Consider the following 23,945-nt stretch of genomic DNA (forward strand, 5'->3'; position numbering starts at 1 on the left):
ACCGAATGGAACATTCAACTTTACATTATCTTGTAGCAAAAATGCACCTTTATGAATGAAAATAATGGTTCTACGGAACAATAAAACAAATTAACCAGCAAAGGAATTCTGTATGAAGCATATTACTTACCAAACGCACAAGCGACATAAAGCCCATGTTAGCTTGTTTGGCACAACTCAACTCCACCTTCGAAACCCTTATATTATTGCCTGGTGGTCTGCTGCTTTTCCAGGTTTCGGTCACCTTTTGTTATCTAAAAACATCACGGGACTGCTCTTATTCATTTGGGAGGTTTATACAAATATCCATGCCAATATTAATGTTGCGATGGTATATTCTTTTACCGGTAGGGTAGAAGAAGCCAAGACCATATTGGATACTCGATGGGCGCTTTTATATATTCCTGTTTATCTATTTGCCATTTGGGATAGCTACCGCACAACCATCGACATAAACAAAGTATACGTGCTGGCTGAACACCAAAACGAGCCTTTTGATACCTTTAAAATGGGTGCTTTAGAAGTCAATTACCTTGATAAACGCCGCCCTCTAGTAGCTGTCATGTGGTCCATACTGATGCCAGGCGCCGGTCAACTTTATATTCACCGAATTATCATAGGTTTCTTCTCTTTAATTTGGGTAGTCGTATTTTTTTATCAATCACAATTTCTTCCGGCAGTTCATTTTCTTTTTTTAGGAGACATCCCAAGTTCAACAAGCGTTTTAAATATAGAATGGCTTTTATTCCTTCCTTCTATATACGGTTTTAGCTCCTATGATGCCTATGTTAACACCATTGAGAACAATAAATTATATGATCGTGAACAAGCTGACTTTCTTTCACAAAACTATCAACAATACCGCTTTTCATTAAAACAGCGATTATAGCTTCTATATGCTAAATCTCGATATAGTAAGGAGCCCATTATGCAAGTATTCTCTACTTTCGATCACTCAATTTATTTAGAACTTGCCATTGTAGCATTGGAGCGCAGTGGCATTCCTAAAAGCCAAATTTTAGCCATCCCACTGGAAATAAAAGATGACCAATTTTTAATTTTTGATAGCATTCATCAATCAGACGGTATTAGCCTATTTGACATCGCTGCTGGCTTGGCAACAGCTTTTGCAGTTATAGGCGCAAGCGTTGGATTTATCTTAACATGGGGACCTATATACTGGGGGTTAATTGGTGCTGCTTCAGGATTTATCATTGGCTTTTTAATTAACTTTATTTATTATAAATTTGTTAAAAAGCGAAGTAAACAAGCGCAAGGAGCGGAAGTGATTTTAATCGTAGAGTGTATACCCGAACAAACAGATCATGTAATTAAAATATTAAAAACAAACTTCTCTAAGGGATTAGCAGTTCTTTCATAGAGCAAAAAGAAGGTGAAACATAATTATTTCTGCCAACTATCTATTCGAACTATCGCAAGTTAACTACTTTTGATAGTTCGGATGTTTTTATTAAGTTGGTTTAAAAGATCGTTTTAAAAACTAGTGGAATGGAGAGTAAGGCATTCCACTCCCACGAGAACTAGAAGGAAAGCTGAGGCTCCAACCTAACTATTGTAAAACGCCACGATTTGTCTTTGAGAAGAGTACAATTAGTTGTATCCCAGCCTTTTTTATACTTAGTGGATATCTTTTTTCTTAAACCTTCCTCCTCTTACTTCAGCAATATTTGCTACTGCGAAAAAGGCAGTTGAATCAATTTCATCAACAATTTCTTTTAGCTTTGCTTCTTCTAACCTTGTGATAACGCAAAAGATTACTTTTTTATCATCACCCGTATATGCTCCTTCTCCTTTTAAGTACGTTACTCCTCTGCCTAACCTTGCTAAAATGGTTTCACCAATTCGTTCGTATTGTTCGCTAATGATCCATGCAGATTTTGACTCGTCTAGCCCTTGAATAACAATATCAATTGTTTTAAAAGCAATGAAGTAAGCCATTAACGAATACATAGCACGATCCCACCCAAACACAAACCCTGCACTTCCTATAATAAATAGATTAAAGAACATGATAATTTCTCCAACAGAAAAAGGCATTTTCTTGTTAAATAAAATAGCGAGAATTTCTGTGCCATCTAAAGAGCCACCGTACCGAATTACAATTCCTACCCCAATACCTAAAATGATACCTCCAAAAACCGTTGCTAAAAGTGGATCAGTTGTTAGCACAGGCAGTGGATGAAAAATGTATGTAGCAATAGATAAAATGCTGACTCCAAAAAGAGTTGATAAAGCAAACGTTTTGCCAATTTGCTTATAGCCTATATAAAAGAAAGGTAAATTTAGTACAAAAATATACGCTCCAAGCTTTAAACTTGTTAAATGAGACAATATGATAGACACTCCAACAATGCCTCCATCAATGACTTTATTAGGTACTAGAAAAAATTCTAAACCTACCGCCATTAATATAGCGCCAAATAAAATTAGTAACACACGCTTAATAATCATCTTGCGTGGCAAAGATCGATGCACTACTTTCACTTTTTTTTCTTCAACTGGTAACATTGGCACATCCACTCCTTTCTATAAATTTTATCATAACATTCTGAATATTTTACTTTGTTTTATTTATTATATTTCGCTTCTTGCGCATTAAACCATGAATATATTGGAGAAACTTGTAGATGATAACAATTGCAGAGTTGTATAGACATTTTTTACCTTCAAAAAATGTTCAAATTAAAAAAACAGTTTAAAAGTTTTCAAAATTACATATTGGGTATAAAATATGTGTACAACATTTGCGCAAATGTTAAACAAAAAGTATACAAAAAAGGAGAATGAAACAAATGAAAAAAATTAAAGTTGGTATTGCTTCTTTAATGGCTGTTTTATTACTTGCTTTTACCGGAAATTTCGCATCAGCTGCAAGCAATGACGCAATGGTACGTGTTGTTCATGCTTCACCAGATGCACCTGAAGTTGACGTATATGTTGATGGAAAAGCTGCTGTTGAAGGTGCGGCTTTTAAAGATGCTACTGATTATTTAACTTTACCTTCTGGTGAACATAAAGTTGACATCTATGCTGCTGGCACAAAAGGAAAAGAAGAGGCTGTCATTTCTACAAGCTTAACAGTTGAAGCCGGAAAAGCTTATACTGTAGCTGCAATTAACAAAGTGGCTAGTTTAGAATTGAAAGTACTTGAAGACGATATGAATGTAACAGAAGGAAAAGCCAAAGTACGTGTAGGCCACTTTTCTCCTGATGCTCCGGCCGTAAATGTAGGCGTTGTCAATGGCCCTACACTTTTTGAAAACGCATCATTTAAACAAGTAACAGATTATTCAGAAGTTGACGCTGATACGTATGATTTAGAAGTAACAACTGCTGACGGTAATACAAAAGTATTAGATCTTGCAGGTACAAACTTAGAAGCAAATACAGTATATACAGTTTTAGCTGTGAATACTGCTGATAACCTTGAGCCAATTGTCTTAAAAGACAACACAGCAATGCCTTCTGAAATGCCAAAAACAGGTATGGGTGGAGCTTCTGAGCAATCAAATGATTCTCTTCTTCCTGTATTAACTCTATTAGGAATTGGAGCGGTTGCTATCTTTGTTGTTCGTCGTCATAAAGGCTACGAGAATTAATGAAGAACATGAGATGGGCTTTACCAGTTATATGCACAGCTTTTTTAGGGTTAGTCGGTTGCTCAGCACAGTCAGTCACAACTACTGCACAACCAGAGCCTGAAAAAGTAAAAATGGCAGAAACAAAATTAACAAGTTCGCCTCCACAAGCGTCAGTTAATGTTTCTGCCCCATCTCAGCTTACAATACCAAAGTTAAGCATTCAAGCGCCGATTGAAAAAACCGGCTTAACAAATGACGGACAAATGGGGGTTCCTGATAACGGTAACGATGTGGCATGGTTTGAACCTGGTACAAAGCCTGGTAATGAAGGAAATGCTGTTATTGCTGGACATGTTGATGATAAGGAAGGACCCGCAGTTTTTTACAACCTTCATAAACTTGATAAAGGCGATGAAATTTTTGTATCCGACGAATCAGGTAATGTGCTTACATTTGTTGTTACCAATAAAGAAGCCTACCCTCGTGAAGATGCACCTTTACGAGAAATCTTTGGACCAACATTTGATCATCAACTTAATTTAATTACATGTACAGGATTATTCGATAGACAAAATAAAACACATGAAGAACGTCTTGTTGTTTATACAAAACTTCAGGATACTAAAGGAGCCAATGCTCAATAAGCATTGGCTCCTTTTATGATTTTTTCACTATATCCATGAAAACATCTTGTTCTATCGGACATACTAATGAATACGAAAACTTCGTTTACATGCACTTCCTTACTACTATAAAATAAAAGCAGATGAACAGGAGGCTATCATATGCAGCATAAATGGCTTATTGTACTTTTAATTACGTGCCTAGTGGGAGTTGCTTTTTTTATTGGTAACGCCAGCGTGGGTACTACTGCTGAAAAAAACCCGCTTATCATTGCCCACCGCGGAGCTTCTGGCCATGAACCAGAGCATACAATAGAAGCCTATAAGCTGGCACAAAAAATGAAAAGTGACTATATTGAGATTGACCTTCATATGTCTAAAGATGGGCAACTAGTGGCCATTCATGACTATGCCCTACACCGTACAACGAATGGAACAGGATATGTGAAAAATAAAACTGTAAAGCAACTTCAGGCTTTAGATGCAGGAAGCTGGTTTTCTACTAAACGAAAAGGAGCTTATATTCCAACACTTGACGAAATTTTTGCTACGTTTGGAAACGACATTCGCTATTATATTGAAACAAAATCACCTCATGAATATCCCGGTATGGAAAAAAAGCTAATGACTCTTTTAGATACGTACAATATAAATAAACAACAGCTTATTATTCAATCGTTTAGTGATGAAAGTCTGCGCACTTTTCACCACTTAGAACCTTCTATTATGCTCATTCAATTAGTTTCCTATAGACAAGGCTTATTAACGCCGAATCAGTTAAAGAACATTCATCGATACGCTGATGGAATCGGCCCAAGTTCGAAGACATTAACAAAAAGCTATATAAAAACGGTTCAAGCATATGGACTAGACATTCATGCTTATACAGTAAACGATACAAAAGAGATGAAAAAGCTAATTCAATGGGGTGTAAACGGTATTTTCACGAATTATCCTGACCGTTTATATCAAGCTGTTCATCCTTACAAAAAGACCCCTTTTACATATAATTTTCCTATGTAAAAGGGGCTTTAGACTATTTGGTAAAGTTAAATATCTCGGTTACGGACAAGTGATAAATAAAAACCTATTACTATAGCCGAATAGGCTATTCCCCAGCAAAAGCCAACCCACACATAGGAATCCTCACTAATAAAATTTATCATGGCTGCTATTGGTGGCAATAAATAAATAAACATTTGCAAACCTTCATAAGGATAAGGAACACCAGCTACTGCCAGCGTTAACACCAACACAAAAACTGGTCCAAACCATGAAAGATTACCCGTGCGAAGCATATGGCGAGTAAATAGCAATGACACACTCATGCTTGTTAAGCAGCTTACCAAATGCAGAAAATATCCAAACAATTGCTCTTTAACAGTGGGCATTGAAGAAAACATATTAAAGACGATTGGGTATATGATTGAAACAGCGCTTAGAACAACTGCCATTACTACAATACTGATTAGTTTACTGATAAAATAAACTGATTTTTTTCTTACATGTAGCCTTGTAATTCTTTCTTGCTTACTATTTTCTGCATGCATGAATGAAATTGTAACCCATGAGAAAGTAAAGAATAAATAAATAGAAGTATTATAGAAACTATCTAGTATTGGATTCGGTGTGTATGTATAGGTAATAATTAATAAGATTAAGTATAAAGCCAATGGCGGAATATACCGGTATGACTTTAAATACGTAAGGTAATGATATCGTATTAATGCAATCATTTCTAATAGTCTTCCCTTTCAATAATTTCTATCCGATGAATATCTGCTCGTACCTCGATTAGCTCTTTGAGCAATTGGTTCATGTCTTGCTTTTTAATATAAAGCGTATAACGGCTACCGTGCTGCTCAACTTTAGCACACTTCCCTTTGAGCTCTCGAATCGGCTTATTTATAATAAAGTCTGCTTCAATAACAGCAAGCCTATCTATAGACTCAATACGCTGACTTCGAAGTATTTTTTGGGCACCAATGGTAATTACTCGATCTGCTGTTACTTGAATTAACCTTTCTTCATGACAAGTAAAAATAATGGTCATCCCTCGATCTTTTAATCGACGAAACGCTTTCTCAACATCAACCTGTGCTTTGGCATCTAGACCAGATAACGGTTCATCAAGAAGAAGAAGCTCTGAAGATCCCAACATTGCTTGCATCATGTTGACTTTTTGCTTCATCCCTTTTGAAAAAGATGTAATTTCTTCATACTTATACTCGGTCATGTCAAAGGTCTCGAGCAACTCTTCAATTTTTAAAAGCAGCTTTTTTTTCGAGATTTGCTGAATACGCCCCATATGGAATAGATAATCTTGAAGTCGAAATGGAAGTTCTTGAGGAAATTGTTCTACCACAAATGCCGGTAATCCAACGCAGGAATCAATTGTTACACTCCCTTTAGTTGGCTTAATTAACCCTCCTAAAATCTTTAATAACGTACTCTTTCCGGCACCGTTTTTGCCGACAATGGCTACTGTTTCTCCCTTTTGAAAAGTTGTATGGACATTTTCTAGTACCGTTTGCTTTTTGTATGATTTTGAGACATTTTTCAATTGAATTAATGTTTCCATTTTACTTGTCCTTCCTTTAGTAAAACATGTAATAAATATGGTTAGTTAAATAGTAGCATATTTACTACATAAATAGTGCTTTCACATACAATTTTAGACAAGAAAATTAACTCTCAGAGGCGAATTATGACGTTTCTAACATAAGTAAGTGGCAGAAATACGTTCGTTCCATTACGCTGCAAACACTCGCTTGTTAACTTATTTTCAAAGCAAACAAAAATACCCAAATGATTGCAAGTTCATTCGCAATCACTTGGATACCTAGTTCACTGCAATGCTTATGTCTCCGCCCCTTTTCCTCTTCTACATATAAAGAACCATATGTTCTTCATCAATGAATTTATCATCTACGTGTAAAGCTTGTTTTTCAAATCCATAACTTTTAAATCCTAAAGATGTGTACAGAGCTTTGGCGCCTGGATTATTAGCTGCCACTACAAGATAGATTTGCAGCAGCTCTTTTGATTTTGAAGCTTGTTCAACAACTGTTTTTAAAAGTGATTTTCCAAGCCCCATCCCCCTCGCTTCTGGAGCTACGTACATTCCCCAAACCTCTCCTTTATGCTGAACTTTTAAAGGCTTTTGTTTTTTATACCCTACAATTCCAACCAGTTTATCATCAAGAAAACCTCCCACAATAAACTCATCTTCAAGCGTAGGAAACTGCTTGCGAATATCTGACACTTCTTTTTCACATTCTTCTTCGTAACTTAAAACAAAACTTTCTGGATGATCTCGCAGGGCTGTTAAACGTAGCTCCCAATAAATATCTGCATCTTCTTTCGTTAATAACCGAATGTTCATATCCTCACCTGGTTTTCGCTTATTTTCTTACATATTAGGGCTCGTATACAGTGAAAACATCACTCCACCGATATAAATCATAATAATTAGCGGGCACATCAATATCTTTAATAAGTGCTTTCTCTTGCTTGGTACTACCAGACATAATGTTGGCACTTTTGCGATTTGTACGTATCCATAAGGTTTGCTTAGAGTGATTTATATATGTTGGTGCATAATCTCCCCAGCCTTTTAAAGGATTGGTTAATTTTTCTTGCTCGTTTTTTGATAAGTTAATTGTATAAAGTGAGGGAAGCGGCCGTTTCTTAACGTCGTTTGACCAATCCGATTCCTGTACTCTTGAAATAATAATTTTCTTATCCGCCGCCCATGTAAAGTCCCAATCAGCAAACCCTTTTGGAGTAAAGATATGTTCTTTAAAAACAGGCATTTCTTTTAAAGTAAACGTTTTATTTTCAGTAGCAATTCGACCTTCTCCGTTAATAAAAGCTAACTCTTGCTGATGTGGAGACCATTTAAACCAATTTGATACGTTTAGCATTGTACCGATTGTTTGAAAAGCTTTGCCCTCAGAAGTTATGACGCATAGCGTGTTTCCATCCGCTGACATAGAAGCTGTCGGAATAGCTAAAAAGCTAATCCAATGGCCATTTTCTGACCACTTAAATTCACTCGTTGTATAAGCAAAAAAGGAGTCGCTGGGGTGGGGCAAGGTTGCAAAAGGTTCAACCTTTTTTATATCTAAGTTTGCATTTTTTTCAACTGTATATAACTTAACCGCTCCCCAACCTCTCGGTGATAGCGTCGCGGACTCCGTTATTAAAAATTTTTCACCGTCTGGGAACCATGAAAATTGATCAACACCAAGGGCTACATGGCTTTTTTTCTTTTGCTTAACGTTATAAATAGTTAAAATGTTGTTTGATATGTAAGCTAACTCCATACCAGTTGGTGACCATTGATAGCTTTGTACATTCTTTTCAATTTCGGTTTGCTTACCTTTTACGCTAGCGGCCATCAACGATTTTCCGTTTTTATAGGCGATATAGGAACCATCCTTTGACCAAACCGGTTCACTTGCCTCATTGCTTGAAGGAATTTTTGTTTCTTTTCCGCTTTCATAAATCCACACGTCACCATCTCGAATAAAACTCACCTTAAAATTAGAAGCTGATTGAACTGTGTTTGGAAGTAATACTATCATGAAGAAGCATAAGAAAAAGCGTCTCATCTTGTCACTCCTTTTTATTAAATTTATCTCTCATATATACTTCTTCTTATCCTTGCACAAATTCAAACATCTCATGACAAAAAACTGTAAAAAAGACTTCTGTTTAAGAAGTCTCGCTGTTATACCTTGAAAGTATGTAAGTGAATCCAATTTATATATTTTTCACAACCAAAATGTTGTTACCCAAAACAAAAAGGCAGTCGTATATACATACGACTGCCTTTTTTAGTTACTTAGTAGGAGCTGGTTTAGTATCTGATTTGCTTTTTAATAACGTCATTCTCTTTTTCAAATAATAACCTTGTCCAATACCAAATAAGTTACCAATAACCCAATATAGAGCTAAAGCGGATGGAAGTGTAAAACCAGCAACTAGTACAAAGACTGGCATAATGTTCATCATCATCTTCATTGGAGGCTGGATTTCATCGGTCATACTTACACGAATTTGTAAGAATGTCGTAACAGCTGCAACAATTGGTAAGATAAAGTATGGATCTGGGGCACCTAAACTCACCCATAAAAATGAATGTTGTGCAATTTCTTCTGTACGTGCAATAGCGTTATAAAACGCAAAGATAATTGGCATTTGAATCAAAATAGGCAAACATCCGCCTAAAGGATTAATTTGGTGCTTTTGATATAACGCCATCATTTCTTTTTGAAGCTTTTGCTGCGTTTCAGGATCTTTCTTACCTGCATATTTTTTTTGAATAGCTTCCATTTCAGGACGTAATGCTTGCATAGCCATAGTGCTTTTTTGTTGCTTTAAAATAAGAGGTAGTAGAACTAGACGAATAATAATTGTGACAGCAATGATAGATAATCCATAACTACCACCAAGAAATTCTGCTACATTTGTTAACGCAAGAGACAAAGGATACACAAAGTAGTGATCCCAAAACCCGCCGCTTGTAGACGTAACAGGATTCTGTGTACTACATCCTGCTAGTGCAATTAATACCATTCCTAAAACTGCTAATAATTTATAATGTCGTTTCATTTTCTTTCCTCCTAATTGTTTAAATGATTACGTTAAGCGAAAACAAGAAGGAAAGGGTCTTCTTCATCTGTGTTTTTTTCTTTTACCGGTGTTTTTCTATATACATGAATAAGCGTCTTCAAACGCTTCCATGCCGCAAATACTGCCACGCTAGTTTGAATGCAAGTGGACTCTCTTAGCTCCTCTGTACGTACCGCTACATACCTCGATTCCCGAAGCATATAATAGCAGACTACATAAGCCATAAGGGCAGTTAAGTACGGAACATATAGAAACAAATCATGATAAAAATCCATATGTTTACTCTCTTTCTAAACTGTAGTTAATGAATCTACTAGTAGTGTAGCATTTACAATGTGCTGACACAATACGTACGTCTTTATCTTCTACGGTTTATTTGTGAAAAAGTTTCACCAAGGCTTATATTTTATAGACAGAGTGTGGGACATCACAAAACAAATTTCCAAAAGACGAACACTCTCTTTTCTTATATCTTTACCTTGTCAGAACACGTTCGTTCCATTGCGCTACTGCCATTCTCCCCTGTTTCTCAAACTGTTTTCACAACTAACAAATAAACCTGAATAATTAAAAGTAAGAAACTCTCAATCGTTCAGGTTTATCATTGACTGAATTACTTATGACCCAGCTTATTTTTTATTTTACAAGAAGCTTTTCAACTTCTTGAATTGTAGGTAATGCTGTCATCGCACCTTTTGTTGAAGCTGCTAATCCTCCAGAAACACTTGCAAAGCGTCCAAAAGAAGTAAGTTCTTCTTCCGTTAAGTTTGAAAGCTGACCATTATATTGATTAATAGAATAAAGCATCCCAGACACAAAGGCATCTCCTGCCCCTGTTGTATCAACAGCATTTACTTTCATAGCAGAAATAGTTACTTTTGCTTTAGAAGATACAGCAAGGCTGCCGTCTGCTCCTAATGTAATAATTAAAAGCGGGATAGCATAATGGCTTAGCACTTCTAATCCTTCTTCAATCGTTTCTTTTCCAGTAATAAAAGTAAGTTCTTCCTCTGAAAGCTTTACAATATCTGCCTTTGGAAGCATCTCCACAATTGTTCGTTTCAATTTTTCTTCATCTTTCCACAACGTTAAACGAACATTAGGATCGAATGACACAAGAACATCATTCTTCTTCGCCAGTTCTACAGCTTTCAAAGTAGCAGAGCGTGAAGGTTCACTAATCATTGAAATTGTTCCAAAGTGAAGAATTCGATGTTCTTTAAATAGCTCTTCGTCAATTTCTGCTTCGTGTAAAAACCGATCTGCACTTGGGTCAATGTAAAAATTAAAGCTGCGGTCACCGTCTTTATCTAACGTAACGAAAACCGCTCCCGTACGTGCTTCATCCGTAAGCTGCATATTTGTTGTATCAACGCCGTATTCGTCAAGCGTATCTTTTAGAAAATGACCCAATACATCATTTCCAACTTTTCCAAGGAATGTAGATTTCAACCCTAACCTTGACACTCCTACCGCCACGTTGGCAGGCGCACCTCCTGGGCTTTTTTGATATGTAAGATTCGTATGATCTAATGGAATAAAATCAATTAATGCCTCTCCTAATGAAATAACACCATTTTTCATTTTTCTCCCTCTCTTTCCTTATGATACAAATGAAGAAAAGTGGAGTAAAATGAACCTTTGTTTTACTCCTACTTTTCTTTCATTTTCTTTATTCCTCTTCTAATTTCATAAACCACGTAACAATAAACGCTACCCCTACTGAAATGACCATTCCAATAATATAGTTAATTAAATTACTCATTCCTAGCGGAGCTGCAATAGCCATCATTGGGATACCTGTTAAACCGTATGCGTTTGCAACAACATTCGTTAGTACCACATATCCACCACCAGCAGCACCACCTATAGCTGCTGCAATAAATGGTTTACGTAACTTTAAGTTTACACCAAAAATAATTGGTTCAGTAATGCCAAGAAACGAAGAAACAGCGGCTGGAATTGCAATTTTCTTTGTTTTTGCATTCTTTGTTTTAAAATATACCGCCAAGCCGGCGCCACCCTGTGCAACATTAGCGCATGCCCATATTGGTAATAAGAAATTAACTCCGATATTAGGATTTGCCAGAAGGCCCGCTTCAATTGCATGAAAACTATGTTGTAGTCCTGTTAATACAATCGTAGAATACAAACCACCAAACACAATACCAGCAAATACACCGGCTACATCATACATTGATTGTAAACCAATTGAAATCAAATCACCAATATATCTTCCAAATGGCCCAATAAATAACAGTGAGATAAATCCTGTAACAATAACCGTCAAAAATGGTGTTACTAGTAAATCAATTGCATTTGGAACAACTTTACGCAAACCTTTTTCAATTTTGCTCATTACATAAATCGCAAGTAAAATCGGTACAACCGTACCTTGATAGCCAATCAATGGGATACTCAATCCTAAGAAATCCATATATTCAGGCTTGGCATCTGCTAAGGTCCATGGGTTTAATAGCATTGGATGGGTTAATATTCCACCCATTACGGCTCCTAAATATGGATTGGCTCCAAATTCCTTAGCAGCTGAAAACCCTATTAAGATTGGTAAGATGATAAATGCTGAGCTCGAAAACATGTCCAGTAAAATAAACAGTGAGCTATCTTCTGAAACCCACTTAAATGCTTTCATCATTCCAAGTAGACCCATTAATAAACCACTTGCTACAATGGCAGGAATGATTGGAACAAAAATATTTGAAAGCATACGAGCGAACCTTGCGAACGGATTCATCTTTTTCTTCATTTCTTCTTGATGATCTGCTGGCTTTTCTGCTTTTTGGTGCTCTACGCCTAGCTCTTTCATAAGTTCTGCATGTACTTTATTAACAAGTCCTGTGCCAAAAATAATTTGAAATTGTCCTGAATTAGAGAAAGCACCTTTAATATCGTCTATTTCATCCAAACCTTTTTGATCGATTTTGCTTTCGTCTCGAATAACTAAACGCAAGCGTGTCGCACAGTGCTGAGCACTGACAACGTTTTCTTTTCCACCCAAAAGCGGAACAAGCTTTTTCGCAATTTCTTTCACATCCATGCGAATTCCCCCTTTATTTATTGTTTTTACTATAGTTTCTGCGACTTAACTAGCCTCATGCACGATGACAACAAAAAAAGACCTAAAACGCGCATTCAAATACATATGCACAACCGCAGTGCATACATCTTTTACGCATTTTAGGTCTTGCCTGCTTAACCAGTCACAATCCCGCTTATTCAATTAATACGCTTTCATTGTATCTATTTCGACATTGTTCGTCAAGACTTTTTTAGGGTCTTTGGCCAATTCTTTCAATATGGAGCGTAATATAGCCAAGTTCAGAAGGTGGAAAATTTATATCATATTCAGCTTTTAGAAATGCTCCAATTTTTAAAGCACATGTGTAAGCACGCTTGTACTTAGTTTGCAGCATGTTCAGCATTTCTTCATCCATTGAATGAAAAGGCTCATCTTCAGCAATTCGATTTAGCGCAAAGCGCAAATGAGTGAGTAATCGCTGGTAGGAAATGCTCTCTTCATCAATTTTGAGCTCAAGTTCTTCTTTAATAATCTCAATCATTTCGTTAATGATTGTTGTATTCATCATTACCTGTTCCATATTGGATGTATGCAGTTTAGCTGTATGAATATGAAGAGCGATATAGCCCGCTTCATCAATTGGCATTTGAACTTTTAAACGTTTGGAAACTTGTTCAATCGCCCACACACCAATATCATATTCTGGACGATACAGTGCTTTAATTTCATGTAACAGTTTATTTTGAATGACAATTCCTCGAGATAACCTTTCAATTGCGAATGATAAGTGATCACTTAAAGCAATATGAACATGATCACTAAGCGTAACGCCTAGTTGCTGTTCTGCATATGAAATAATTTCTTCTGCTACTTGAATATGCTCTTCAGGTAAGCTTTTTAATATTTCCTGAAATTTTTCATTTTCTTCTTTCATCACAAAAACTTTTTCAACTTTGGCTTTATTTAAAATATCATTTTTACTTTTTTGAAAGGCAATTCCCGGCCCCATTACAATCTTTTCAATTTTCCCTTCTTTTACAACAGCTGCATTGTTGTTTAGTACTTTAAATATTTTCAACCGGTTATTCCTCCTCAGCAGGAAGAAGGTGACAAATTTATTTCATTGTCACTTTCGCACATTGAGTTTGTCCTTTTTGAACATCGCCACTTGCTACAATTTCAAATGAATCTGCTGCATCGCTATTTGTAATGACAACAGGCGTAATTATGCTTTTCGCTTTTTCTGTTACTAATGGTAAATCAAAAGTAATAAGAGGTGTACCTACTTCTACTTTATCGCCTGCTTGAATATGCGCTTCAAAGCCTTCCCCTTCCATTGCTACTGTTTCCAGTCCAATATGTATAAGTACTTCTGTACCTGCTTCTGTTTTTAATCCAACAGCATGCTTCGTGTGGAATAATTGAACTACTTCTCCTGCCACTGGAGATACTACTTGTCCATCCGTTGGTTCAATAGCAAATCCATCGCCCATCATTTTTTGAGAAAACACCGGGTCTGGAACCTGCTCTAATGGAAGAATTTTCCCAGTCATTGGTGCTGTTACTACTGTTTCTTTAGATTTTGTCTTACCGCCAAAAAGTTTTTTAAACATGTCAATCACCTTTCCTTTATCATTTTATTGGTAGCATACCCCTTTATTAACTTTGAAAAACGCAACTTTATTAAGAAGAACCTTCTTCCTATGTCCCCAAAATCTGTATATAAGACTCCCCTTATTACATTAGGATATTGAGATAAATATGTTCATTATTTAAACATGCCTACGATATATTGTAAATAAAAAAGTTCTTCAACTGGAATAATATTGAATTTAATTTAACTTACTGAAATAAAAAAAGAGTAGGATAGTTACCATACTCTTTTTTCACTGCTTATTAAAATGTCTTCGCCACGTTTTTTGCTTTTTCTATTGCATTAGTTAAAATTTGATCTGCTTCTGCTGGTGTATAAGCCATACCTTCTGCAACAACTAAATCAACATCTTGAATGCCAATAAAGCTCATAACAGTGCGGAAGTATTTCTGTGTAAATTCAAGTTCTGCAGCCGGGCCTTCGCTATAAATGCCACCGCGTGCTTCTAATAGGGCTACTTTCTTTCCAGTAGCTAATCCAACAGGTCCGCTTTCAGTGTACTTGAACGTTTTTCCCGCAATTAGAATGTTATCAATGTATGCTTTCATAAGTGGTGGGAAGCTTAAATTCCACATCGGTGCTGAAAAAATTACTTTATCAGCTTGTAAGAACTGCTCTAATAGTGCTCCCATACGCTCAACTTTTACTGCTTCATCTGCTGTTAGTTCTTGATTTGCTCCTGCTTTCCCCCAAGCGCTTAACACATCAGAATCAATTAAAGGAACGCCTTCTTTATAAAGATCGACTGTTGTTACTGTATCACTTGGATTCACTGTTTGATACTCATCTAAAAATGCTTTAGCCAATCTTGTTGAGAAGGCAGCTTCATCAACTTGTGGATTTACTTTTACATACAATACGTTTGCCATAGTTCTCATCTCCTGTTTACCTTTAAATGATTTATCTTTATTTCGAGATTTTTGATTGATTAATTATCTCGGATTCAAGATATATTATATGATTCTATTTTCTAATCGTCAACCGTTTGAATAAGTTTTTTATTTTATGTAATTACTGTTCTTATTCAAAGAGTAACAGAAGAATTTTCTTTATTGTCTACATAGTAAAGAAGAGCGTTACGAATGTAACGCTCTTCTTTTTAATAACACTGAAATTCATTCACTCGATCTAAGTCAATTCCAGCATATATCCAGTTAAATCCAGTCCAGCGATATCCTGCTACCGATTTACGACCAACATATGTTGGATAAAACCAATATGAACGCCCGCCTTTTGCCCAAATATAAGTATACTTATATAGACAACCTGCTATTGACCCAGGATCTACTGCATAAAGAGATGGCCCTCCTGAAGAAGCTAATTGAGGTGTAAAAGCTGGCGGTGGACCTGTTGGTGGACCACTCTGGCCAGAAGATGGAGGAAACCCTGGTGCGCCCCCTTGGCCTGGTGGTGGTGGCGGTGGTGGTAAAAAACTCCCTCCCTGTCCTGGTGGTCTCGGTGGAAAACCTTGCCCTCCCTGTCCAGGAAATATAATTTGAAAGCGGGGATCATAATAATATCGATACATATATATTCTCCTTTCCAATGTGCATGTAAATTACTATATGCTTCACTTTTTGAATAGGTGAATATCCACAAACTAGGTTTTTCGAGTAGGGTCATATTGCGGCATGTAGCGCTCAATAAATTGATATACAAAAAAGATTAAAACAAAGATTGGGGTTAACACAAGAGGGTGTTGAATACAACGCTTAACAAAAACTGATTCAAACATAGGAATTTCTTTTAAAATTTTAAAAAGAGCCTGGCTGCTTCCTACTAGAGAGATTAGAATAAAGATTGCCCATAAAAATTCACTGCTATATGACCAAAAGACGTGGATTGTATAAAAACTGAAACTAGCAATAGTACCGCTAACAACACTACCTATAATTGTTTTCACCGTGAAAGGAATTGCAATAAACCACCCTACCCCTATACCAGCACAAGCAGCGCAAACACTTGAGAACATAAGCGTTTCTTCCACCAATACAAACATCGTAAAAGCAGTTATAAAGCTTGTACTCATTGCTGTATATACGGCAGCTAAATTACCAGCTTTTGTTGATATATAACCATGGTGACACACGGTATAGTAACAAGAACACCAAATAAATAAGCCTACAAGAACCACGCCCCAAACCATAAGCTAATCCTCCTTTTTCTCTATTATATAAGACGCTTTTTCACTCAATTTTCATTTTTATCTATTAAATTTACTAGTAATTAGTAATTAATTAAATTATCTCTTTATATAGTAATCTCTATGATAAGGTTGCTAGATTTAGTCCTATCTACCTTAAAAATCTAGCAAAAAGGTGGAAAAGACAAAATGTTATCGTTTGACCTATTTATATTGTAGAATGATTCATGTATAATAAGAGGCTGTATGATATTATCTTCATCGTAGTGAAGATATCTCCTGTGGTTGAGCACTAGTATGCCACAGTAAGAATATAATTAGATTCGATATTGACAGGTGAATAATATGGGTGAAAATCAACGAAATGTTAGTAGATTTGACTGGAATTTAGCTTTTCTTCTCTTTCTTTTTTTCTGCGTAAGTATTACTGCTATTAATAGTGCACAAACTATTGGACAATATGATTCAAACTTTGTTATTAAACAAGTTGCTTTCTACGTAATTGGAACAGTGATTATTGCATTTGTAATGCGACTAGATTCTGATCAATTACAAAAACTCTCTTGGGTCTTCTATGGTTTTGGAAACTTCCTTCTAATTTTCTTGATTATTGCACCGAGCAGTATTGCTCGAGAAATTAACGGTGCAAAAAGTTGGTTTACACTACCTGGCTTTTCATTTCAACCTTCTGAGTTTGTAAAAGTTTTTTTGATTATTGTATTAAGTAACATTATTGTCAAGCACAATGAAAAATATCGCATTCGCACGATACGTGAAGACCTTTTATTACTAGCCAAAATGGGTGCAACACTAGGATTCCCTTTACTGCTTGTGATGCAGCAACCGGATTTGGGAACAGCACTTGTTTTATTAGCAATTTTTGTAGGTCTGGTCTTTGTATCAGGAGTAACCTGGAAACTAATTGTTCCAGCTTTTTTAGGGCTTGGTTCAATCGGTGCTGGCATTCTTGCACTAGTAATTTATGCTCCCGACTTCCTTGAAAAATACTTAGGTGTTAAGCAGTATCAGTTTGGTCGAATTTATGCATGGCTAGACCCGACGACTTACAGTACAGGTGAAGCATATCACTTAGTAAAATCACTGAATGCTATCGGTTCGGGTATGGTTAACGGAAAAGGTCCGGGAAATGGCGTTGTTTATATTCCAGAAAGTCAAACGGACTTTATCTTTGCTGTAATAGGTGAAGAGTTCGGTTTTATAGGAGGAAGTATCGTTATCAGCTTATTTTTCCTTCTTATTTATTACTTAATTAAGCTTGGATTAGAAACAAAAAATGAATTTAACTCTTATTTATGCGTAGGTGTCATTACGATGATTACCTTCCACGTCTTCCAAAATATTGGTATGACAATCCAAGTTTTGCCAATAACCGGTATTCCTCTACCATTTATTTCTTACGGAGGTAGCTCCTTAATGGGAAGTATGTTTGCCATTGGATTAATGTTTGGAATATCTTGGCACCAAAAACGTTATATGTTTGGTACAGAGTAAAACAAAAAGAGCGGTATAGACTCCGCTCTTTTTATTTTACTTAGATTCTGCTAAGCTTATAAATAAAACCGCTTACATTTTTTAATTTTACGAGGTGATTATAATGTTTGACTACCAATATCGTCGCAAAGCATATGATTTACTTCAAAAGAAACAACATAATTGTATAGTGGATTCGTCCTCGGTAACCTTGTCATTTTGGAAAAGCCTTCTCAATAAAATAAAGAGGTGATTAATCACCTCTTTATGCTATCTATATTGAAGATTCTAAGCCAATTCGCCCCATTGCTTTTTGGGTAGCGCTGTTCATCCCTTGTAATACTACCTTTTTATTATTACTTTCATATTTCCCTACCACTTTTGCCACGGCTAACATCGCAGATTGGTCCCAGACGTAAGAGTTTGAAAAATCGATTACGATTGTCATTTGCTCACCTTCGTAGTGAAATGCATTTACAAAAATTGTTGTTGTTGCAAAGAAAAGAGGACCGTTAACATAATAAACTATTCGATCAGACTCTTCTTCTTTTACTATGGTCAATCTCGCCATTTTCCACCCCAACACGACTGTACTAATGACAATACCAACCATAACTCCTAACGCTAAATTATGTGTAAGTAGTACTACAACAACCGTTGCAATCATAACAACAGAGTCCGATATAGGATACTTATGAATGTCTTTAACAGACTGCCAATCAAACGTCCCTACCGCTACCATAAACATGACGCCAACAAGCGCGGCCATTGGAATCTGCTTTACAACATCACCTAACACCATAATTAAAAATAATAAAAACACGCCTGCTATAAGTGTTGAAAGTCTTCCGCGCCCACCGGACTTTACGTTGATTACCGATTGTCCAATCATAGCACACCCTGCCATTCCACCGAATAGGCCTGTCACAATGTTGGCAAGTCCTTGTCCACGTGCTTCTTTATTTTTATTAGAATCCGTATCCGTCATATCATCTAAAACTGTGGCAGTTAGTAATGATTCTAACAAACCAACAATCGCTAACGGCAGTGAATAGGGTAAGATAATTAATAATGTTTGTAATGATAATTCTACTGCTGGAAAATGAAGAAATGGTAGTGTACGCGTAATCTCGCCCATATCTCCTACCGTTTTCAAACCAAACCCTCCACCAAAAATGGCTACGGCCGTCATAAATACAATTGCTACTAACGGTGCTGGAATTAGTTTGGTTACAAGAGGGAATACATACACAATTAATAATGTTCCTGCTACCATCGCGTACATAGCCCAGTTCGCACCTTTAAAATGCTGAAGCTGGGCGGTGAAAATTAAGATTCCTAACGCATTAACAAAACCAAACATAACCGTTTGTGGTAAAAATGATAAAAATCTTCCAACTTTCAAGATACCTAAAACAAGCTGAATAATTCCAGTTAGAATTGTCGCTGCAAACAAATACTCAACCCCATGATTTTTCACTAAATCAATCATTAAAAGAGCCATTGCACCAGTTGCTGCAGAAATCATTGCCGGTCGCCCTCCGGTAAATGCAATGACAATTGCCATACAAAAAGAAGCATATAGACCTACCATAGGATCTACTCCTGCAATAATTGAAAATGCAAGTGCTTCGGGAATTAATGCAAGAGCAACAGTCATTCCTGAGAGGATATCTCCTCGAACATTTGAAAACCACTGTTGCTTAATAGCTGCTACGTTCACTAAATCACCTCATAGTATATAGTAAATTGATTTTCGACTCTCACGAAAACCAAAGCCGGTTTGAACGTAGGTTATCGTACCATACCTTCTTTGAATTGAAAATATATTTTCACCATCATGTTGAACAATCTATCCCACTAAAAAAGAGCGCAACCTGCACGCTCTTTTTTTAGTGAAGTCCTTCTCATTAACGTCGAGGTGGAACTTCCGTATAATTTAATGAATAGCTGACTGGAATTAAGCCAAATAAATGTTGAAATCGAGGCGGGTTTTTCACCTCTAAGGTCAACATTGCAAGTAAAAATAATTTACTTAACATAAGAAATGCTACCATTAAAAATAGCTTCTTTTTTTGTTTCAACGAACCATCGCTTCTCCTCTTTTTAACATAAAAATAAGAACAAACGATTATGGTTACATCTTTTATTTCTAAATTAAACAATAAAAGACCTTCACCACTAATCGGTAAAGGTCTTGCTAGACATTGTTTCAATATGCCAATAAAGCCGGTAGATTTTTCTACGAGATGTCGACTTTATTTCAGGAAAGAACCTGACGCTACTCCCCTTTAAGGAATCTTATTTATAAAGATATTATAAGGAAGTTCTGAACGAAATTCAACTATTTATTACTCATTGATTGCTGCTTCTAGAGCAACAATAATCATATCATTAAATGTCGTTTGACGCTCTTCAGCTGTTGTTTCTTCACCTGTAAAGATGTGATCACTTACTGTTAAAACAGACAGCGCATTACGCCCATATTTAGCCGCTAATGTATAAAGTGCTGTTGTTTCCATCTCAACTGCCAGTACTCCGTGTGCAGCTAGCTTTTCTAACTGCCCATCTTCATTATAAAATTGATCAGAAGTGAAGACGTTCCCCACTTTTAAATGCAATCCTTTTTCAACCCCAGCGTCATATGCGCGCTTTAATAAATCAAAATTTGCCGTTGGCGCATAGTCAATAGGTCCAAATTTCACGCGATTCATTTGTGAATCACTTGATGAAGACATAGCTAAAATAACGTCACGAACTTTTACATCTTTTTGAATTGCTCCACAAGTTCCGACACGAATTAAGTTTTGAACACCATATTCACTCATTAACTCATTTACATAAATAGCAATAGATGGAACACCCATTCCTGTTCCTTGTACGGACACACGTTTTCCTTTATATGTTCCTGTAAAACCTAACATGCCACGAACTTCATTATAGCAAGTTACATCTTCTAGAAATGTTTCCGCAATGTATTTCGCACGAAGCGGATCTCCAGGGAGTAAGATCGTTTCTGCAATTTCACCTTTTTTTGCCCCAATATGTACACTCATCTTTGTACCTCCTATTGTGTAAAAATGTTACCTTTTCACTATAACATAATTTGTCGAATTCACTACTGATTTCTTTCTCTGCCTTTCATTATTCCAACATTTTTGCAGAACTATGTACTGAAAAAAATGGCTTAATGAAAAACGCTTTTCGAGGAAAAATACTGAAGAACACTACTTTTGAATAAATGAGGTGATCATATGGGCAAAAAACATCGTAATCGCATTAATTCACCAAAGAAAAACAATCACATTCCTCAAGAAGCTATTATTGCGGAGCAAGAGGCACATGGGGATGAATACACGGCAAACAAACGCAAAAATGGTCCCGGACACCATACGCGAGACTATTAATTTTTTCAGCAAAAAAGGCGGCCTTATGGGTCGCTTTGCTTTACCGAACGTGAAGTCGATTTACTCTTTGCCATCCATCCGTCCAAAGCTTATAGTAATACTTTCCTCGGGTGCCTTCATCAATTAATAAGATATCTCCTGTACTAATAAAGCGGGCATTGCATTCTTTTGGGAGATTGTCAGCAATGTTGAACTGTTGAAAGACTTTAACCGCTGCATCTTGATGGTCCAGAGCTTTGACCGTCAAACGATGAACTGGTTTATATCCTCTTTTTTCTCCTTTTTCTTCTGTCTGCATAATTGTAACGTCGTATTCTGTAATGATATTTAACTGCTTTTTTAAATTTGTCCACACATTCACATGTCTTCCCTCCAAACCTCAATATTCTATCCTGTACCCTATGTATAAATTAATACCATGTCATTTATATTAGCGATAGATAGATTAAAATCCTTCATTTCAAATACATGTTTTTATTTGTACTTTCTTTTATAATTAAACGACCTCAGCATAAAGTTCTCCAAAAAAGCATGGCGGACGCCATGCTTTTACTAGTGTATCATCTCAATAAAGTTAGTAGATAAAGGTTGGGCCCTAAATTAACAAAATGAAATATTTGTTAAAAACCTGTAATGGTATTATGTGGGGAACTGGTACCGTTTTAAAGATGAATACATAAGTTTATTATATAGCTGATACATACTAAGTGCCCAAGAGATGCCCAAAGCATAGCCAGCCAAAATATCTGTTAAATAATGAACCCCTAAATACATGCGGCTGAACCCAACTAAAAGGATTAGAAGGATAAGGCATAAAGAAGCGATTATTCTCACACTTTGCGTTCTTGTATATATGAACACAAGGCATAGAAGGCCAACGAAAAAAGCACTGGAATTCATAGCATGACCGCTTGGAAAGCTATAGTGTGATGCATCAACTAGCTGACTCCACTCTGGTCGGGGACGTTCAAATATTTCTTTTAACAGCCAATTTAACCCTCTAATCCCCCAAAAAACAAGGGTAATAAATAAGGCTGCCACTCCTTGACGCTTATACATTAACAGCATGACCAGAACAAGCCAGGTCGGCGCAGTAATATGCCATGATCCTAACGTTGTAATAAAAATAAAAAATGACGTTAGCCAGCTTGTCCTCCACTCAAAGATGGTATGTAATACATTATAATCCAGCTCTTTTACAACAGGTGTTTTATACGTCAGCATTAGAATTAAAAATAAAGCAAGTGCAATGCAGACTGTAACAATATATTGTCTTCGCGTTAACATGTTGTGCTCTCCTCCATTAAACGATAAGGAAAGAATGAATAAGAAGCATGCAAATACATGCTCCTTATGTAGTCGTTAGTCTTTTTTAGGCTGCTTATAGTGTTCAGGCTTTGGTGCTTGATTCATAACAAATTCATTCGAGAATTCCGGCTGTTGACGTGACGACTTTTTCATTCCTTTTTGATGTGTTTGATTACTTGTTTTATGAGACATGGTTTTCCCTCCCTTCCTCACACGTTTAATATGTGAAGAAGAAAGACAGACTATCCTAACTTATACGCTATATCTTGAAATAACTCGCTCTAGAGTCGCAGATAGCTGAGGAATCTCACTTTCAGATACTGTAATCCGTACAAGAGATTCATCAGCGTCCAATACCTCAAATAAAAAGCCGCCAAATCCTCGAGCTTTACGGTCAATTTCTAGCAATAGCTCATATTGGCTGTTTCCTACTGATTGGACAATTACCTCTACTTCGTCTAACTTTCCATAATAAGGGCCGTTGGCTGGAACAAATTCAAATTCTTGTACAAAAGGAAGTCTCTTTCGCATTCTTCTTGGTGCTTCTTCGCACTCCACTTGTCGAAGTCGAAATCCAAGGTCTTCCATTGATTTCATAACGCTTGTGACCATCAAATTGGGAAGAACTTTCACATAATCAATATCTGATGGGTCTACTGCATCTTTAATATCTAAACCTGTTGCTACCCATACTCGTGTTTTCCCAAGCGTAACAGGTGTATCATCAGGTAGTTGGAAAGTAAAAGGAATTTCTTTTTTTTCAGCTGGCTGAATAGTAAATGGCTCATTAACCTTGAATACATTAAGCTGTATATCCTGCTTGACCTTTTTATCATCTACTTCTTTTACGTATGATGTAAAAAGACGTAAATAAATTCGATCAATCCTCTGCTCAACATTTCCTCCATATACTTCTACAATTCCTTCAATTGTTTCACCTGCACGAAATTCATCGTTTACTAGCTTTGCATCTACTCTAGCAGCACCAATACCAATTCGAGCTAATATCTTATTAAATAAAGCCATTCATTCCATCC

28 protein-coding genes and 1 riboswitch are annotated in these 23,945 nt (G+C 36.4%); of the genes, 7 read left to right on the forward strand and 21 right to left on the reverse strand.

The features are described 5' to 3' along the window. Positions 1-112 precede the first annotated feature (112 nt). Together NIZ91_14380 and NIZ91_14385 are read left to right on the forward strand one after the other, a co-directional pair. Complete coding sequence (locus NIZ91_14380) at positions 113-889, forward strand: hypothetical protein (GenBank protein ID USY53934.1); 777 nt, start codon at positions 113-115, stop codon at positions 887-889. Between the two features lie 39 nt (positions 890-928). Next, positions 929-1,381 carry a hypothetical protein gene (locus NIZ91_14385; protein ID USY53935.1) on the forward strand — a complete coding sequence of 151 codons (453 nt, stop codon included), beginning with the start codon at positions 929-931 and terminating at the stop codon, positions 1,379-1,381. A gap of 257 nt (positions 1,382-1,638) precedes the next feature. Here the strand turns inward: NIZ91_14385 and NIZ91_14390 are convergent, their stop codons facing one another. Next, complete coding sequence (locus NIZ91_14390) at positions 1,639-2,529, reverse strand: YitT family protein (GenBank protein USY53936.1); 891 nt, start codon at positions 2,527-2,529, stop codon at positions 1,639-1,641. A gap of 284 nt (positions 2,530-2,813) precedes the next feature. Between NIZ91_14390 and NIZ91_14395 the strand changes: the two genes are divergently transcribed. From NIZ91_14395 to NIZ91_14405, 3 genes are all read left to right on the forward strand, one after another. Beyond that, a complete protein-coding gene (locus NIZ91_14395; protein ID USY53937.1) occupies positions 2,814-3,620 on the forward strand; it encodes a DUF4397 domain-containing protein in 807 nt (268 codons plus the stop codon). Next, complete coding sequence (locus NIZ91_14400) at positions 3,620-4,246, forward strand: class F sortase (GenBank protein USY53938.1); 627 nt, start codon at positions 3,620-3,622, stop codon at positions 4,244-4,246. Before NIZ91_14395 ends, NIZ91_14400 begins: the two co-directional genes overlap by 1 nt. 141 nt (positions 4,247-4,387) lie before the next feature. Then, positions 4,388-5,248: a glycerophosphodiester phosphodiesterase gene (locus NIZ91_14405; protein USY53939.1), complete on the forward strand. Its 861-nt coding sequence runs from the start codon at positions 4,388-4,390 to the stop codon at positions 5,246-5,248. A 26-nt stretch (positions 5,249-5,274) separates the two neighbouring features. Here the strand turns inward: NIZ91_14405 and NIZ91_14410 are convergent, their stop codons facing one another. The 13 genes from NIZ91_14410 to NIZ91_14470 form a co-directional block, all read right to left on the reverse strand. Continuing rightward, positions 5,275-5,961 (reverse strand): ABC transporter permease, encoded by a 687-nt coding sequence (locus NIZ91_14410; GenBank protein ID USY53940.1) that lies wholly within the window; start codon positions 5,959-5,961, stop codon positions 5,275-5,277. A 2-nt stretch (positions 5,962-5,963) separates the two neighbouring features. Further along, positions 5,964-6,806, reverse strand: a complete 843-nt coding sequence (locus tag NIZ91_14415) for an ATP-binding cassette domain-containing protein (protein ID USY53941.1) — start codon at positions 6,804-6,806, stop codon at positions 5,964-5,966. Positions 6,807-7,109: 303 nt separating this feature from the next. Beyond that, the gene (locus NIZ91_14420; protein ID USY53942.1) at positions 7,110-7,610 is read right to left on the reverse strand and encodes a GNAT family N-acetyltransferase; all 501 of its coding nucleotides are present in this window, start codon (positions 7,608-7,610) and stop codon (positions 7,110-7,112) included. 34 nt (positions 7,611-7,644) lie between these two features. After that, positions 7,645-8,841 (reverse strand): PD40 domain-containing protein, encoded by a 1,197-nt coding sequence (locus NIZ91_14425; GenBank protein USY53943.1) that lies wholly within the window; start codon positions 8,839-8,841, stop codon positions 7,645-7,647. A gap of 229 nt (positions 8,842-9,070) precedes the next feature. Beyond that, entirely contained in the window at positions 9,071-9,844 is a 774-nt protein-coding gene (gene yidC, locus NIZ91_14430) for a membrane protein insertase YidC (protein USY53944.1), read from the reverse strand. A gap of 32 nt (positions 9,845-9,876) precedes the next feature. Beyond that, the gene (locus NIZ91_14435) at positions 9,877-10,140 is read right to left on the reverse strand and encodes a hypothetical protein (protein ID USY53945.1); all 264 of its coding nucleotides are present in this window, start codon (positions 10,138-10,140) and stop codon (positions 9,877-9,879) included. Positions 10,141-10,501: 361 nt separating this feature from the next. Further along, entirely contained in the window at positions 10,502-11,449 is a 948-nt protein-coding gene (locus NIZ91_14440; GenBank protein ID USY53946.1) for an aminoimidazole riboside kinase, read from the reverse strand. Between the two features lie 88 nt (positions 11,450-11,537). Beyond that, positions 11,538-12,923 carry a sucrose-specific PTS transporter subunit IIBC gene (locus NIZ91_14445; protein USY53947.1) on the reverse strand — a complete coding sequence of 462 codons (1,386 nt, stop codon included), beginning with the start codon at positions 12,921-12,923 and terminating at the stop codon, positions 11,538-11,540. Between the two features lie 232 nt (positions 12,924-13,155). After that, entirely contained in the window at positions 13,156-13,983 is an 828-nt protein-coding gene (locus NIZ91_14450) for a PRD domain-containing protein (protein ID USY53948.1), read from the reverse strand. 37 nt (positions 13,984-14,020) lie between these two features. Beyond that, complete coding sequence (locus NIZ91_14455) at positions 14,021-14,518, reverse strand: PTS glucose transporter subunit IIA (GenBank protein USY53949.1); 498 nt, start codon at positions 14,516-14,518, stop codon at positions 14,021-14,023. A gap of 283 nt (positions 14,519-14,801) precedes the next feature. After that, entirely contained in the window at positions 14,802-15,428 is a 627-nt protein-coding gene (locus NIZ91_14460) for an FMN-dependent NADH-azoreductase (protein ID USY53950.1), read from the reverse strand. A 230-nt stretch (positions 15,429-15,658) separates the two neighbouring features. After that, a complete protein-coding gene (locus NIZ91_14465) occupies positions 15,659-16,087 on the reverse strand; it encodes a transporter (protein ID USY53951.1) in 429 nt (142 codons plus the stop codon). A gap of 72 nt (positions 16,088-16,159) precedes the next feature. Then, on the reverse strand, positions 16,160-16,705 hold the full coding sequence (locus NIZ91_14470) for a hypothetical protein (GenBank protein USY53952.1): 546 nt from the start codon (positions 16,703-16,705) through the stop codon (positions 16,160-16,162). Between the two features lie 342 nt (positions 16,706-17,047). Between NIZ91_14470 and NIZ91_14475 the strand changes: the two genes are divergently transcribed. Next, positions 17,048-18,214, forward strand: a complete 1,167-nt coding sequence (locus NIZ91_14475; protein ID USY53953.1) for a rod shape-determining protein RodA — start codon at positions 17,048-17,050, stop codon at positions 18,212-18,214. Positions 18,215-18,467: 253 nt separating this feature from the next. Here the strand turns inward: NIZ91_14475 and NIZ91_14480 are convergent, their stop codons facing one another. The 3 genes from NIZ91_14480 to deoD form a co-directional block, all read right to left on the reverse strand. Further along, entirely contained in the window at positions 18,468-19,853 is a 1,386-nt protein-coding gene (locus NIZ91_14480) for a SulP family inorganic anion transporter (protein USY57177.1), read from the reverse strand. Positions 19,854-20,103: 250 nt separating this feature from the next. Then, a complete protein-coding gene (locus NIZ91_14485; GenBank protein ID USY53954.1) occupies positions 20,104-20,277 on the reverse strand; it encodes a hypothetical protein in 174 nt (57 codons plus the stop codon). A 57-nt stretch (positions 20,278-20,334) separates the two neighbouring features. Continuing rightward, a riboswitch (yybP-ykoY riboswitch) is annotated at positions 20,335-20,495 on the reverse strand. Between the two features lie 49 nt (positions 20,496-20,544). After that, a complete protein-coding gene (deoD, locus tag NIZ91_14490) occupies positions 20,545-21,249 on the reverse strand; it encodes a purine-nucleoside phosphorylase (protein ID USY53955.1) in 705 nt (234 codons plus the stop codon). Positions 21,250-21,447: 198 nt separating this feature from the next. On the opposite strand from deoD, the gene NIZ91_14495 reads away from it, so the two are divergent. Further along, on the forward strand, positions 21,448-21,600 hold the full coding sequence (locus NIZ91_14495; protein USY53956.1) for a hypothetical protein: 153 nt from the start codon (positions 21,448-21,450) through the stop codon (positions 21,598-21,600). Positions 21,601-21,640: 40 nt separating this feature from the next. Here the strand turns inward: NIZ91_14495 and NIZ91_14500 are convergent, their stop codons facing one another. The 4 genes from NIZ91_14500 to NIZ91_14515 all read right to left on the reverse strand — a co-directional run bounded on the left by NIZ91_14500 (position 21,641) and on the right by NIZ91_14515 (position 23,934). Beyond that, the gene (locus NIZ91_14500; protein ID USY53957.1) at positions 21,641-21,961 is read right to left on the reverse strand and encodes a hypothetical protein; all 321 of its coding nucleotides are present in this window, start codon (positions 21,959-21,961) and stop codon (positions 21,641-21,643) included. Positions 21,962-22,239: 278 nt separating this feature from the next. Beyond that, positions 22,240-22,887: a phosphatase PAP2 family protein gene (locus NIZ91_14505; protein ID USY53958.1), complete on the reverse strand. Its 648-nt coding sequence runs from the start codon at positions 22,885-22,887 to the stop codon at positions 22,240-22,242. A gap of 75 nt (positions 22,888-22,962) precedes the next feature. Then, positions 22,963-23,100, reverse strand: a complete 138-nt coding sequence (locus tag NIZ91_14510) for a hypothetical protein (protein USY53959.1) — start codon at positions 23,098-23,100, stop codon at positions 22,963-22,965. A gap of 60 nt (positions 23,101-23,160) precedes the next feature. Continuing rightward, entirely contained in the window at positions 23,161-23,934 is a 774-nt protein-coding gene (locus NIZ91_14515; protein ID USY53960.1) for a sporulation protein, read from the reverse strand. Positions 23,935-23,945: the final 11 nt, after the last annotated feature.

Source organism: Bacillus sp. 1780r2a1 (assembly GCA_024134725.1).
GTDB classification, from domain to species: Bacteria; Bacillota; Bacilli; order Bacillales; family Bacillaceae_H; genus Priestia; species Priestia aryabhattai_A.